A 15,225-nucleotide genomic window follows, 5' to 3' on the forward strand; every position below is an offset into this window, starting at 1 on the left:
TACTCTGGCTGTCACTGGCTGCGCCAGGGCGGCAGAAGGTATCCGGGAACCGGTGAATGACCAGAGCTTCCTGTAGTATTGCTCTCTGGCGTGTGTATAAGTGTATGCATGCAGTCATGGAAGGTTTTGCAGACAGCGCAGCCGGCTTTATGCAGGCGGATGCCTTTCCCGATGCTTCCCATGGCATAACCGAATATCGATTTTATCCACTGACTACAAGAAATTTATTCAATGACAGATAATAAAACAGAAGTCGAACAGGTAGCAATTAACGATATTGGTACTGTTGACGACTTCATCAAAGCAGTCGATTCCACTATCAAGAACTTTGATGATGGTGATCTCGTTGAGGGGACCGTTGTAAAGATTGATCACGACGAAGTCCTCCTTGATATCGGCTACAAGACTGAAGGTGTTATCCCTTCAAAAGAACTCTCCATCAAAAAAGATATCGCCCCTGAAGACGTTGTCGAAGTCGGCGATACTATCGAAGCCCTGGTCGTTACCAAGGAAGATAAGGACGGACGCCTTATCCTTTCCAAGAAGCGTGCACAGTATGAGCGTGCATGGGGCGATGTAGAGAAAATCAAGGAAGCTGACGGTGTTGTTGAAGGTACCGTTATTGAAGCTGTTAAGGGTGGCCTCATCGTTGATATTGGCCTTCGCGGCTTCCTTCCCGCATCCCTCGTTGAGATGCGCCGTGTACGTGACCTGGCGCCTTATATCGGGCAGAAGATCCAGGCTAAAATACTTGAGCTTGACAAGAACCGCAATAATGTTGTCCTGTCCCGCCGTGAGTACCTTGAAGAGACCCAGTCTGAAGTGCGTGAAACATTCCTGTCGCAGCTTAAGAAGGGGCAGGTCCGTGAGGGGACTATCAGCTCCCTTGTCAACTTCGGCGCATTCGTTGACCTTGGCGGTGTAGATGGCCTCATCCATGTTTCTGAACTGTCATGGAAGCATATCGACCATCCGTCTGAAGTTGTTAAAGTCGGCGATAAGGTAACGGTTGAAGTCCTTGATGTGGATCTGGACCGTGAGCGTATTTCCCTGTCCCTGAAGTCCACCCAGGAAGACCCGTGGCAGCATTTTGCCCGTACACATGTCCCCGGGCAGATCGTCAAAGGCAAGATCACCAAGATCGTGCAGTTTGGTGTATTCGTTTCCGTGGATGACGGTATTGAAGGCCTTATCCATATTTCCGAACTCGCCAACCGCCATGTTGAGAATCCGGAAACTGTTGTTAAGCCGGGAGAGACCGTGTTTGTCAAGGTTATTGATGTTGACCTTGACCGCCGCCGTATTTCCCTGTCCCTCAAACAGGCCAACGATTCTGTTGATCCGGCTTCGGAGGACTTCGATCCTGCACTGTACGGCATGCCGGCAGAGTATGATGAAAACGGCAACTACAAGTATCCTGAAGGTTTCGACCCTGAGACTAATGAGTGGCTCGAAGGGTATGAGAAGCAGCGTGAAGAATGGGAGTCCCAGTACGCTGCAGCCCATGACCTGTGGGAAGAGCATAAGGTCTTCGCCGCCAGGGAACTTGAAACGGCAGCCGCATCTGCAGCTGAAGACGGGCAGGCAGAACCTGAGCCTAAGGGGCAGGAAGAAGCCACCACATATTCTTCCGCAGATGAGTCCGAAGGGACGCTTGCTGCTGATGACCAGCTTGCTGCACTGCGTGAGCAGCTGCTCAGCGAAGACAAATAAACCCGTTTTAGCGGTTCCTTGGTGTGGCCTTGATGCCGGGGAGCATAACGGGTAACGGCATACATGAATAAGGGGGCCTGTCTGTATGGCAGGCCCCCTTATAATGCTTTCTTTACAATCGCTATAATATGATGATATGATCCGCATTGGCCTCACAGGCGGCATAGCCGCAGGGAAATCTACGATCAGTACGTATCTGGGCCGGCAGGGCATCCCGGTGATCGACTATGACCGGCTGTCATATAATGCAGCTGCGCCGGGCAGTAAAGGCCTGGTCCGTATCTGCGAAGAATTCGGCGATGAAGCATGTCTGCCTGACGGGTCACTCAACCGCAGATGGCTTGCCGGGCAGGTATTCGGTGCTTCTGAAAATGCCGCCGGGAACCGCAGGAAGCTCAATAGTATTATCCATCCGCTGGTGTTCAGGGAAGCCCGCAGGCTTGATGATAAAGCCAGGGGACAGGGCGCCGCGGCTGTTGTCCATGATGTGCCCCTGCTTATAGAATCTTTGCCGGATATGGTGCAGTACCGTATAGTACCGGACGTGATCATAACCGTAGAGGCATCCGACGAAACAAGGATCCGGAGGATGGCCCGTACCCGCGGCATGACGCAGGCCCAGGCGCAGGACCGTATCCGTGCCCAGGCATCGCGTCAGGAACGTGAACGGTACGCCGATTACATTATTTCTGCTGACCAGCCCATAGACCGGATGTGCGCCCAGGCACAGTCCATAATCACAGCGCTTACAGAAAAACCTGTGCGGTGATGCTGCGCATGGAGCTACACTAGCTACTGGTGTTATAGAAAAACTGCAGCGGATTTCACGGAGGATACGTAAAAGAATATGGCGGAAGATACACAGATACGGACTTTGGATTCACTTATCCAGCGCGAGGACAGGCCTTTTGTGGTCAAGTCCCCCTATAAGCCTTCCGGCGACCAGCCCGAAGCTATTAATGAGCTTGCGCAGCGGCTCAATGATGGGGAAAGCGATGTCGTCCTTCTGGGCGCTACAGGTACCGGTAAAACCGCCACAACAGCATGGCTTATTGAAAAGCTGCAGAGGCCGACGCTGATCCTGGAACCTAATAAGACGCTGGCAGCGCAGCTGTGCGCAGAATTCCGCGAGCTGATGCCGGATAATGCTGTCAGCTATTTTGTATCGTACTATGACTACTACCAGCCTGAGGCATACGTCCCGCAGACCGATACCTTCATTGAAAAAGATTCCTCGATCAACGATAATGTAGAACGGCTCCGCCATGCAGCTACAGCGAACCTGCTTACAAGGCGCGACTGTGTAGTCGTATCAACAGTTTCCTGCATCTACGGCCTGGGTACCCCTGAAGAGTATGCATCCCAGATGCTCCTCCTGCATGAAGGCGATACTGTCAACCGTGATGAGCTCCTCAGGACCTTTGTCAGCATGCAGTACAAGCGTAATGATATTGCCTTCACCCGGGGCACATTCCGTGTCCGGGGGGATACCGTTGAAATCATCCCTGTATATGAAGAGCTTGCTATCCGCATTGAATTTTTTGGCGATGAAATAGACCGGATATCTACCCTGCATCCCCTTACCGGAGACCTTATCGGGCACGCTGCAAGTGTGCATATTTTCCCTGCGACCCATTATGTTGCCGGAACGGACAGGCTCAACCGCGCTATCAGGACTATCAGGGAAGAACTTGACGGGCGCGTTGCCGAGTTCAGGAAGCAGGGGAAGCTATTGGAAGCACAGCGTCTGGAGATGCGTACTACGTATGATCTGGAAATGCTTTCCCAGGTAGGGACCTGTGCCGGGGTTGAGAATTATTCAAGGCATTTTGATGGCAGGGATCCCGGCACGCCTCCCCATACGCTGCTTGATTTTTTCCCGGAAGATTTCCTGCTTGTTATTGATGAATCACATCAGACGGTCCCGCAGATCGGGGCGATGTATGAAGGCGATGCAAGCCGTAAACGCACCCTTGTCGAATATGGGTTCCGGCTGCCCAGCGCTATGGATAACCGCCCTCTGAAATGGGATGAATTCCTGACCCATATAGGCCAGACTGTGTACCTTTCCGCAACGCCAGGCGATTATGAGCTTAACCTTTCCGATGGGGTAGTGGAACAGATCATCCGCCCTACAGGGTTGCTTGATCCCAAAGTAGAGGTACGTCCCGTAGAAGGTCAGATCGACGACCTCCTTTATGAGATAAAAGAACGGATCAGCCGGCATGAGCGCGTACTAGTCACAACACTGACCAAAAAAATGGCCGAAGACCTTACAGACTACTTCCTGGACCGTGATATCAAGGTCGAATACCTGCATTCAGATGTCGATACTTTACGCCGGGTGGAGCTGCTGCGCCAGCTGCGCGAAGGGAAGATCGACGTTATCGTGGGGATCAACCTCCTGCGTGAAGGCCTGGACCTTCCCGAAGTTTCCCTGGTTGCCATACTTGACGCCGATAAAGAGGGGTTCCTGAGATCCTATCGTTCGCTGATCCAGACTATCGGGCGTGCTGCCCGTAACGTATCCGGCACCGTGATCATGTACGCAGACAATCAGACCGAGGCAATGTCCAAGGCTATTGAGGAGACAGACCGCCGCCGTGAAGTGCAGATGGCGTATAATGCCAGGCATGGTATCGACCCGGCACCGCTTATCAAAAAGATCAGCGATGTCAATGACATGCTTGCTAAAGAGGATATAGATACCCAGACACTGCTTGACAGCGGATACCGCAACTCAGGGAAGGCGGGCAACTCCCATCTTGGGGTGCCCTCGCTGGACAGCGGCGAGGCATCTTCTGCATGCCGCCAGCTTATCGATGCCGGGCTTCCTGCACAGGACCTGGCTGATCTTATACGGCAGCTGAGCGACCAGATGCATACGGCAGCTGAGCAGCTCCAGTTTGAGCTGGCTGCCCGCCTCCGCGATGAGATACAGGACCTTAAGAAAGAGCTCCGCCAGATGGTGCAGGGCTGATCCCCCTGTAGCCGTCATCGCATGCACGTATGCTGAAAGCATGCGTGAAACGCCAGTCCCCTTTATGATTATCACCCTTGCAGCCCTGGCGGTTTTCTTTGCTGCAGATCTGATAGTAACAGGCCGGAAGCCGCATGTCCCAAGTACGAAGGAATGCCTTCTGCATATAGGGTTTTTCATTGCAGCTGCCCTTATCTTCGGCGGCCTGATATGGATATGCGCAGGGCCTAAACCCGCAGTGGAGTTTTATTCAGGCTGGCTTACCGAATATTCCCTGAGTGTCGATAACCTGTTTATTTTCGTGATCATCATGTCGAATTTTGCAGTTCCCAGGCAGATGCAGAAATATGTCCTGGGAGTTGGTATCACGCTGGCACTGGTGCTGCGCGGTATTTTTATCCTTCTTGGCGCGGCAATAGTTACACGGTTCACCTGGGTATTCCTCTTTTTCGGGGTATTCCTGATCTATACAGCTGTCTCGCTTCTTCACGGTGACAGTGGCGACGATGAGTATAAGGAGAACAGGCTTATCAGGTTTCTGCGCAAAGTTATGAAGCTCACTGATGAGTATGATGGACGCAGGCTCCGTACGGTAAAGGGCGGAGTACGGTATTTTACCCCTATGCTTACTGTGTTTATTGCTATCGGGACAACAGATGTCATGTTTGCGTTTGATTCTATCCCTGCGATTTTCGGTTTGACGAAGGACCCTTTTATCGTTTTCACAACCAATGTTTTTGCTCTCCTGGGACTGCAGCAGCTGTATTTCCTCCTGGGGTCGCTTCTGGACAGGCTGGTCTACCTGCCCATAGGGCTGTCTGTAGTTTTAGGGTTTATCGGCATCAAACTGATCATGGAAGCCCTTCGCGGCAACACATTGCCGTTTATCAACGGGGGGAAGGGGATATCGTCCATACCGGATATCCCTACATGGGCTTCTCTGGCTGTTATCATCGTTTCCCTGGGAACTGCTGCAGCGGCCAGCCTTATGAAGGCACGTGTGCCCGGGACTGGGAAAGAAGGGTAAGCAGCTCGTGTACGCCGTCTGTGTGGGACAGCGGATACGGGAGGCTGCCCGCATGGCGTTTCCGGGACCCCCAAAGCGTCGCAACTTACCTATAAAATAAGAGATGTTGTGAATACGGGAACTTCCCGTCCATATTTAATTACAATTACAAGAAATAGGCAGGCATTCATGCGAAAAGCAAAGATTGTTGATACTATCGGACCAGCTACTTCGTCACTGGAGACATTGACCGAACTCGTTAAAGCGGGGATGGATGTAGCGCGCATCAACCGTTCCCACGGGACTTTTGATGAGCATGTGGCTATTTATAACAATATCCGTGAAGCTGGCCGCGCAGCAGGTAAGGATGTAGCTGTACTCGTGGACCTTCAAGGGCCGAAGATCCGCTGCGGCTGGATTGAAAAGGATGCTGAAGGCGAAGATAAGGTCCAGCTTGCCGAAGGCCAGGAATTCGTTATTACTACAGATGATATAACGGGGAACAAAGACCGTGTTTCCACTACTTTCAAAGGCCTTCCCGCTGACTGCAACCCCGGGGACCCTATCCTTATCGATGACGGGAAAGTACGCCTTGAAGTGACCCGGGTAGAAGGCAATGATGTCCATACTAAGGTTATCGTTGCCGGTCCTGTGTCCTCGCACAAGGGGATCAACCTTCCCGGCGTTGCGGTTTCTATCCCGGCGCTTACAGAAAAAGACGAGGAAGACCTGCGTTGGGGTATCCGGACCGGTGCAGACCTTATCGCCATGTCATTTGTACGTTTTGCATCCGATATCGACCGCGCCCATGCCATCATGGATGAAGAAGGCCGCCGCGTCCCGGTGATTGCGAAGATCGAGAAGCCCCAGGCCGTTGAGAACCTAGAAGAGATCGTCAAGGCATTCGACGGTATCATGGTTGCCCGCGGCGATATGGCTGTGGAGATGCCTTTTGAACAGGTACCGCTGATCACGAAGCGCTGCATTGAGCTTTCCCGCAACTACGGCAAGCCGGTTATCGTCGCTACTGAAGTCCTCGGTTCCATGGTCCACAGCCCGGTACCGACACGTGCTGAGGCATCCGACTGCGCTAATGCGGTGCTCGACGGTGCAGATGCAACTATGACATCGAATGAAACGGCTGTAGGCGACTATCCTGTTGTTACTGTTGACACGATGAGCCGTATTTCTTCCTATGCCACTGAGCACGGGTATGACCGTATCCCGGGCATCAGGGATGAGCATTATACGGTTTCGTCCGCTGTAGCGCATTCCGCTGTAGAGCTTGCTTCCAAGCTTGATGTGGATGCTATTGTGGCATTCACCCGTACCGGCGCCACTGTACACCGTATTTCTGCAGAGCGCCCTCAGGCCCCGATTTTCGGCCTGACTACTGATGTCCATACGAAGTCCTTCCTGAACCTGAGCTGGGGTACCCAGGGTATCCAGCTTGGCAGGGATTACCATGGGCTTACCCGTGCTGAACTGATGCAGCTTGCAGATGAGGCTGTTAAGGATACCGGCAAGGTCAAAGATGGCGATACCATCGTTGTTGTTTCTTGCTCACCGGCTGCTACTGAGGCAGGATCTACTGATTCCGTGTATGTCCATGTAATTGGCCATGAGGATTGATCCTGACTTGGATTGATTTCAGCAAAGGCGGGGCAGCTGATGGGCTGCCCCGCCTTTCGTATAGCTTTTATATAGGCAGAGTGTTATCTGACCGGGCCTGAAGGGGTCGAGCCGATGACCTTGACCATTGCTCCGCGGGGGAGAAAATCATAAAGCCATTTGGCTTCTGCGGGGTTCATATTGACGCAGCCGTGGGATTTGGGCACACCCCGGGCAATCCCGTTTATATTCCATGGGGCCGAATGGAAGCCTTCTCCGCCGTGGAAATAGCTTATCCACTGGACGTCCGGTGTAACATAGTCGTCGCCGCGCATCGTCTGCAGGGGCAGCTTTGAAGCTACGAAATATGTCCCTGCATGTGTAGGGGTATTTGGTTTGCCTGTAGAAACATTGAAAGTCTGGACGAGTGTAGTGCCTTTATATGCATACATCTGCTGACGGCTGAGGTCTACCAGTGCCCAGGGGTCCCCATCTGCGGCATCGTACCGCAATACCCGGTTCCTGACGGCGAATTTCGTTACCTCTGCAGATACTGTGAGGGTCGCACCGCGCCCTTCACGCAGGCTGGTGATGACCTCGGCAGATGTTTTATCGGTATCGGTAACAGCAACACCGTCAGTGCCATGGGTAACGACTGATATCACACCTCCTGTGCTGTTGACATTCTGGGTCTGGTCAACTTTTGCCTGGTTGAGGGCTTTGGGGAGAGCTGTTTTCAGAAACTGGCGGGCAGCCCCTTCATCATAGGCGAGGTCTATGGTTTTATGTGTCCGGTTGAGGCTGAAGGATATCCAGGATGCCAGTGTTGCTGAGGGGATAGTGTATATTTTTTTCGATCCGTTGGAAATACTGATTCTTGAGAAGATACGTGTATTTGCCTGCTGCGCTGCAGTGCGGGCAGCTTCATCGGGGACCAGCGGCTTGGCGGGGTCAAGCTGTATATGGGCATGCGTATTTTCGCCGGGATGGGCCAGCATCTTTGACAGGGCGACCTGTACTTCATCCAGAGGGACGGTTTTCCCGCTTCTGCCGCCGAACGATACGAATTTCCCTGCCGAGCTGTCATATTCCACCCTCGGCTCCTGGGCTCCGTCGTTATTGGCAAGAGCGTCAGCAAGATGGTTTTGGACAGCAGCATCATCGCTGCGGGCAACAAGCGATATATTCTTTTGGGTGAAAGGGTTGAGCCGGGAGAAAGATGATCCGTCCTTTGCGCTGAAAACGGCATCTACTGTTTTAGCGATATCGACTTTAACACCTATATCCTCCAGGGACAGCTTCTTCGCAACAGCCCCGTCTGCAGTTACCGTCAGCGTTGTTCTGCCGGCCATGTCCTGTATGGTTTCGGCGACCTGCTCCCTTGTCTGGCCTGAGATATCCCGTGTCCCAAGGGTTACTCCCGGGGCAACGCGGTTCCGATAGTATACAAAAGCCGCATAGCCGCCGCCGAAGAGTGCGAGAAGAAGAGCTGCAATTACCGCTATGGATATAGCCCTGAGCTTTTTTCCTTTCTTCGGACCAGGCTTTTTAGTGTTATTCTGAGAGCTGGCCATACTTAGCAGGATACACCTTAAACCTTACAAAATAAGGCGGCAGGGACAATCCGGGGTGCAGGTTTTGTGTCGGTTTCCCCAGTGCAGGGAAGGGACGCTTATCATGGCTACAAGCGAGCAAGATTTCCTGTATGTGATTTATTTCACAAGCAGCCAGAACATCCTGGTGCTGGGTCTCAGGCGGCGGTATTGTGGCGCCGTGTGTATTCGTTCAGTATCCCGATTATTGACTTCGCATCAACGATAGTACCGTTAAGAGCCAGCTCATATGCCTTATCCAGAGGGATCGCCCGTGTTGCGGAGGAGGGGGATTCCGGCCCGAGAGTACCGCGCCGGACTTCGGCCAGGCCGGTAGCCCTGTAGATGATCGTATGCTGTGTTGAGAAGCTCGGGGTATTCACAAACCGGACAACCTGGGCATAATCCTGTGCCCGGTATCCTGCCTCTTCCTCAAGCTTCAGGGCAGCAATATCTTCGGGATGCTGCCCCTGCTCAGTGGCATGCCCGGCTGGGAGCTCAAGCGTCCATGAATGGTTAGGCACACGGTACTGTTCAATCAGGATGACTTCTTCGTTATCGGTAATAGGTAGGACGCATATGGTATCCCCATCATTCTCGCGCAGTATATACCGTTCAAAATGGCCTATCTCAGTGCTGCTCAGGCTTACACGGTCAATATCGAAATAGTGTGTGGAAAGGACTTCCTCGCGTTTTTCTTCACGTATGGGGGAAACCCGCCATGGGTCGAATTCACGGTATGTTTTTTCTGCCATATAACTCACTTCCTTGTAAGGATGCTTAGTATCATTCCTATTCTAGCTGTGGTAAAACGATGAGTAAAGACGGGTGCACCTGGTGTCGCGCGGAGCCGGCAGATATACATCATGTGGTGTGTTGGTCTGTGATCTGTAGTACATTTAATCCTGTTATATATAAGGTTTTATGTACGATGCCTCGGTATCCCAATTGGTAGAGGAAACAGCCTCAAAATCTGTGCAGTGTGGGTTCGAGTCCCACCCGAGGCACAACGGTGTATAATGAATATATATACTTATACACAGTATAATTCAATTGAAGTTCGCTCAATGTGGAGAGGCCTGTCAGACGTCCTTCCACGAGGAGGGCAATTATGGTTGCTGAAGAAAAGACTGATACGGAAGGCCTGCCTACCGTCGTCGTAGCCGAAGATGAGGCGCTGAACCGCCTCGATATTATTGAGTCCCTCAACGAGAACGGCTATAACGTTATCGGGGAGGCTGCCAATGGGCAGGAAGCTGTAGACAAGGTCCGCGAGCTTAAGCCTGACATCGTTGTAATGGATGTTAAGATGCCTGAAAAAGACGGCATCACGGCTGCGCGCGAGCTTAACGAAGATTTCCTTGCCCCGGTTGTAATGCTTACGGCATTCTCTCAGAAAGACCTCGTTGCAGAGGCTGTTGATGCCGGTGTTATGGCATATGTGGTCAAGCCGTTTGTCCCCGAGCGCCTGTTCCCGGCACTGGCAGTGGCGCAGGAGCGGTTTAAACAGATGAAGGCGCTGCGCGACAGGATCAGCGGCATCCCTGATTCAGGCGCATCTTCTGCTGATGCGTCAGAAAGCCTTGCCGCTGCTGATAAGGAGATCCAGGATCTCCGTGAACAGGTCGATGAGCTTAAAAACCGGCTGGAAAGCAGGAAGCATGTGGATAAGGCAAAAGGCCTTCTTATGCAGCATATGGGCCTGACCGAGCAGGAAGCTTTCCGCTGGATACAGAAAACATCCATGGACCGCCGGCTGACGATGATGGAAGTCGCCGATGCGGTCGTCCAGCAGATCGAGGAGAGCAGAGGCTGAGGCCGCGTCTATTGCATCGGCTCCTGAGTGTGTGAGCCGGAGGACAGCCGGCAGCATGCACAGGCCTGGCCGAACATGGGTATCCGGCTTCCGCGAAATCAGTGTCCTGCCTTTCTAGAGGCAGGCCCTTAAAATAAGAGTATGGCTGAAACAGATCCTGCAAAAAGCACAAACGGTCCCCGCGCCAAACGCCTGCTTGTAGTTGACGGGCATTCCCTGGCTTTCCGCGCATACTTTGCTTTGCCGGCGGAGAGCTTTTCAACTTCGGACGGCCAGGCCACGAATGCTGTTTACGGCTTTACAACCATGCTTGCCCATGTGCTTAAGGACAGGAAGCCCAGCCATGTAGCAGTAGCGTTTGATGTTAAAGGCGGGACTTTCCGCAATCAGCTGCTGCCTGAATATAAAGGTACGCGCGATGCTGCCCCTGAAGACCTCCTGTCCCAGCTGCCGCTTATCCAGGACCTTCTTAGGGCGTTGGATATCAGCTATGTGGAGAAACAGGGCCTTGAGGGCGATGATATTATTGCTACGCTGGCTACCATGGGAGAGGAGGAAGGATACGAAACCTTCGTCCTGTCAGGGGACAGGGACGCCTTCCAGCTTGTCGATGATTCTATAACCGTGCTTTATCCGGGACACCATTTCAAAGACCTGAAACCTATGACCCCTGAAGCGGTACGCGAGAAATATAAGGTAGCCCCTGCACAGTACCCGGACCTGGCTGCGATGAGAGGGGAACAGGCCGATAATATCCCTGGTGTCCCGGGAGTCGGCGACGGGTACGCTGCAAAATGGATCAATGAGTTTGGCGGGCTGCAGGGGATAATCGAGCACGCATCTGAAATTGGGGGCAAAAAAGGTGAAGCCCTGCGCAGCAGCATCGACCAGGTCCTTCTTAACCGTAAAGTGAATGCGCTGGTGTGTGATGCAGACCTCGGTGTGGATATTGATGATTTCAAACTCCATGAACCGCATATCACTGATGTGGATGCCGTTTTTGCTTCCCTCCAGTTCGGACGTAATATCCAGAACCGTATCCTTGAGGCTATGGCCATAGCCGAAGGGCGCGATGAACAAAGTGCAGCAGCATCTGTGCAGAGCAGCCGGCAGGCGCACCAGGAAGGTTCCCCGACAGGCAGGCTTCAGCCCGGTTCCGGGCCTTTATCAGCGCAGGCCGGCAGCAGGAGAGGGGCCGGGAATGGGTTTGAAGACAGCGCCGATGATATCAACCCTTCCCGTATTACTGTTATTGAGCCCGATCCGCTGTATATCCCGGTATCTGCAGCATCTTCAGAAGCGGCAGAATCTCCGTCCGCGTCCCTGCCTGATGGGTCCGGCGGACTTCAGCCTGCTGTCCGCTGGCTTGAGGAAAATATCCAGGATACCTTTTCCGGTACATCAGTTTCCAGTACTTCAGATACTTCGCTTCCCGGCGCGCAGCCTTCCGGGGAGCCCGGCCGTGTATGGGTGATGAATATCCGGGGCACAGTCGAGAAGGGTGCCAGCAGCGCGCAGTCAGTCTCTTTCATGACCAGCGAAGGCTCAGCCTGTGTTATTGCTGCCGAAAATATCCGCAGGGACAGGCAGCTGAAGGATATGCTCAGGACGGTGTGCCGTGACTGCTCGGGAAGCCTTGTTATCCATGATTTCAAGAAGCATATACACCTGTTAGGCTCGTTAGGGGCTACAGCTGAAAACGGCGAAGATATCCCCGTGCCGTTAAGCGATACAAAACTTGAAGGGTATCTGGTCCAGCCCGACGCTACTGCAAGGATCCAGAGTGCCAGCCAGTATGCCGGATACTTTTTGCATATCGATACGGACGAAGCTGCTGAGCCTGCTGCTGAGCAGGGGGCTTTTGATTTTGACGGCGGGGCAGATGTTGCCCCGGCAGATACTGCTGACTCTGCAGAAGCGGGGAAGCGGCAGGCTGTACGCGATGTCCGCGAGTGCGCATATGTCCTGGCAATGCATGAGCTGTTTTCCCCTGTTATCGCAGCGCGTTCCCAGATAAGCCTGTTAAAGGATATTGAACTGCCGGTATCGCGTGTCCTGGCACATATGGAAATAGCCGGTTCGGGCGTTGACCAGCAGCGTCTGCTGGATATGAGGGATTCCTTTACATCCCAGGCACAGCAAGCCCAGCAGATAGCGTGGGACCAGGCCGGGAAAGAGATCAACCTGCAAAGCCCCAAACAGCTGCAGTCTGTACTGTTCGATGATATGGGCCTGGCCGTCACAAAGAAGACAAAAAGCGGAAACTATACGACAAATGCTGCGGCTCTGCAGGAATTATATATCAGGTCTGTCCATAATGAACGGGCGAATACTTTCCTGGGGGCCCTCCTGCGGCATCGTGAAGTCAACAAGCTTAAGCAGATAGTCCAGACCCTTATGGATTCAGTAGATACCCATGACGGCCGTATCCATACGACATTTGAGCAGACCGTTGCGGCTACAGGCCGGTTAAGCTCTACAGACCCGAACCTGCAGAACATCCCTAACAGGAATGTTGAGGGGCGGGAGATCCGTGCGGCGTTTGTGCCTTCGCAGGACTATGTATCCCTGCTGAGCTGCGATTATTCGCAGGTGGAGCTGAGGCTTATGGCGCATTTATCACAGGATGAGGCACTGATCGAAGCGTTCAGGTCAGGTGCTGACTTCCATAAATACGTTGCTTCACTGGTGTATGACATCCCTATTGACCGGATCACAGCTGACCAGAGGTCCCATATCAAAGCGATGAGCTACGGCCTTGCTTATGGGCTGAGTACATATGGGCTTGCCCAGCAGCTGGGGATATCCCCTGCACAGAGCGATGTGTTGAAAGCCAAGTATTTTGCTACTTTCGGCAAGGTCCATGACTATCTTGAATCCCTTGTCTCCCAGGCAAAATCGAGAGGCTATACGGAAACGATGTTCGGGCGCAGGCGCTATTTCCCGCAGCTGCGGTCTCCGCGCCGCCAGCTCAGGGATGCCGCTGAGCGTGCAGCGCTTAATGCGCCGATCCAGGGGTCTGCTGCCGATATCATGAAGATCGCTATGGAGAAAGCATATACGCAACTATGCGAGGCGCGGGTAAAAAGCCGCATCATCCTTCAGATCCACGATGAACTGGTAGTGGAACTTGCAGCGGGGGAGGAAGAGGAAGTCACCGGGATCGTCAGGGAGGCGATGGAACACGCAGTTGATCTTGCCGTCCCTCTGGATGTTTCTACCGGGACCGGCACAGACTGGCAGCTTGCAGCCCATTAAAGCCGTTTTTGAGGATCCGTACAGATTACAGATATTGGTAATCGATAGTTAGAAAGGAAAGGCTGTATGACGGATACATCTGCATCTGAATCAGGCGGCGCGGTGCTGTCCCTTAAGGACACAGTTTCGGTTCTGGAAGACCTGTATCCTCTGCGGTATGCGGAAGACTGGGATGAACCGGGGCTTATCGTCGGCAGCCTGGGCTGGCCGGTCCGCACTGTCTATTGTGCTGTAGACCCTACATATGAAGTGGTACAGGATGCAATCAGGCATCATGCGGATCTGCTGATCACCCATCACCCGCTGTTCTTTCGTGCTACGCATACTGTCGGGGGACAGGGCTTCCGGGGGGAGATAGTCTCTGAGCTTATTGGGCACCGTTGCGGTCTATGGGTCGGGCATACGAATGCTGACAGTGCGTACCGCGGCCAGGCACAGGCTTTCATCGAGCAGCTCCATCTCAAAGACCTCGGCCCCCTGCTGCCGGTAGAAGATGCGTCTGCCCGCGGTCCTGTAGGGCTCGGGCGTATCGGGGAGCTGGAGGCGCCGCAGGATCTGGAAAGCTTTGCCCGCGCAGTAGCCCGCATCCTTCCTGAAACCAGTCTTGGCATCACTGTTGCGGGGGATCTCGATATGCCGGTGAGCAGGGCAGCAGTCCTCCCGGGATCAGGGGATTCCATGATTACTGACGCTGCTGTCAGCGGTGTTGATGTCTATATCACCAGCGACCTGCGGCATCATCCTGTCACAGATGCCCTTGAACAGGCCAGGCATGAAGCACGCCTGCGTGAGGGCGCTTCGGGCTGTGGGGATCTGCATCCCAGGCCTGCTTTTATTAATACTCCGCACTCCGCTATTGAAAAATTGTGGATGTCAACATACGGGATCTATGACATCCCTGAGGCGATAGCTGATAAATTCGGTGAGCAGTATCGCCCTGAAATGATACTGTCAGATATCAATACTGATCCGTGGAGTTTAAGGATCTGACAGACGTACAGGATATACATGCAGAAATACGGGATCGGGGCGTAAAAATAAAGGCATTGCCTGCGTAAAAGGCAAAGTCTGAAAGTCGGGCTGACAGGATTTGAACCTGCGACATTCTGCTCCCAAAGCAGACGCGCTACCAAGCTGCGCTACAGCCCGAATGTTTACATATGCAAACAACCCTTACACTATAGCGCACGCCCGCGAACAACATGCTGGATCCCGGGATTCCTACATACCCCCGCATCAGTACAATGGA

10 protein-coding genes and 2 tRNA genes are annotated in these 15,225 nt (G+C 53.1%); 9 read left to right on the forward strand and 3 right to left on the reverse strand.

Features of this window, described 5'->3' with window-relative positions; translation table 11 throughout:
- Positions 1-231: 231 nt before the first annotated feature.
- The 5 genes from rpsA (at position 232) to pyk (ending at position 7,331) form a co-directional block, all read left to right on the forward strand.
- A complete protein-coding gene (gene rpsA, locus ABKA16_RS02595) occupies positions 232-1,713 on the forward strand; it encodes a 30S ribosomal protein S1 (protein ID WP_007147381.1) in 1,482 nt (493 codons plus the stop codon).
- A 136-nt stretch (positions 1,714-1,849) separates the two neighbouring features.
- A complete protein-coding gene (gene coaE, locus ABKA16_RS02600; RefSeq protein WP_380999086.1) occupies positions 1,850-2,482 on the forward strand; it encodes a dephospho-CoA kinase in 633 nt (210 codons plus the stop codon).
- A gap of 78 nt (positions 2,483-2,560) precedes the next feature.
- Complete coding sequence (uvrB, locus tag ABKA16_RS02605; RefSeq protein ID WP_380999083.1) at positions 2,561-4,693, forward strand: excinuclease ABC subunit UvrB; 2,133 nt, start codon at positions 2,561-2,563, stop codon at positions 4,691-4,693.
- 40 nt (positions 4,694-4,733) lie between these two features.
- Positions 4,734-5,720, forward strand: a complete 987-nt coding sequence (locus tag ABKA16_RS02610) for a TerC family protein (protein WP_380999081.1) — start codon at positions 4,734-4,736, stop codon at positions 5,718-5,720.
- A 168-nt stretch (positions 5,721-5,888) separates the two neighbouring features.
- A complete protein-coding gene (pyk, locus tag ABKA16_RS02615) occupies positions 5,889-7,331 on the forward strand; it encodes a pyruvate kinase (protein WP_380999078.1) in 1,443 nt (480 codons plus the stop codon).
- Positions 7,332-7,414: 83 nt separating this feature from the next.
- Here the strand turns inward: pyk and ABKA16_RS02620 are convergent, their stop codons facing one another.
- Both ABKA16_RS02620 and ABKA16_RS02625 read right to left on the reverse strand, forming a co-directional pair.
- Entirely contained in the window at positions 7,415-8,884 is a 1,470-nt protein-coding gene (locus ABKA16_RS02620) for a L,D-transpeptidase (RefSeq protein WP_380999076.1), read from the reverse strand.
- Between the two features lie 176 nt (positions 8,885-9,060).
- The gene (locus ABKA16_RS02625; protein ID WP_380999074.1) at positions 9,061-9,657 is read right to left on the reverse strand and encodes an NUDIX domain-containing protein; all 597 of its coding nucleotides are present in this window, start codon (positions 9,655-9,657) and stop codon (positions 9,061-9,063) included.
- Positions 9,658-9,835: 178 nt separating this feature from the next.
- On the opposite strand from ABKA16_RS02625, the gene ABKA16_RS02630 reads away from it, so the two are divergent.
- The 4 genes from ABKA16_RS02630 to ABKA16_RS02645 all read left to right on the forward strand — a co-directional run bounded on the left by ABKA16_RS02630 (position 9,836) and on the right by ABKA16_RS02645 (position 14,966).
- Positions 9,836-9,909: transfer RNA gene (locus ABKA16_RS02630), tRNA-Leu, on the forward strand.
- A 104-nt stretch (positions 9,910-10,013) separates the two neighbouring features.
- Entirely contained in the window at positions 10,014-10,718 is a 705-nt protein-coding gene (locus ABKA16_RS02635; RefSeq protein WP_380999072.1) for an ANTAR domain-containing response regulator, read from the forward strand.
- Between the two features lie 141 nt (positions 10,719-10,859).
- Positions 10,860-13,976, forward strand: a complete 3,117-nt coding sequence (polA, locus tag ABKA16_RS02640; RefSeq protein ID WP_380999069.1) for a DNA polymerase I — start codon at positions 10,860-10,862, stop codon at positions 13,974-13,976.
- Between the two features lie 66 nt (positions 13,977-14,042).
- Entirely contained in the window at positions 14,043-14,966 is a 924-nt protein-coding gene (locus tag ABKA16_RS02645; protein ID WP_380999068.1) for a Nif3-like dinuclear metal center hexameric protein, read from the forward strand.
- 85 nt (positions 14,967-15,051) lie between these two features.
- Here the strand turns inward: ABKA16_RS02645 and ABKA16_RS02650 are convergent.
- Positions 15,052-15,125: transfer RNA gene (locus ABKA16_RS02650), tRNA-Pro, on the reverse strand.
- Positions 15,126-15,225: the final 100 nt, after the last annotated feature.

The sequence above is a fragment of the Scardovia wiggsiae genome (genome assembly GCF_051045985.1).
Lineage (GTDB): Bacteria > Actinomycetota > Actinomycetes > Actinomycetales > Bifidobacteriaceae > Scardovia > Scardovia wiggsiae.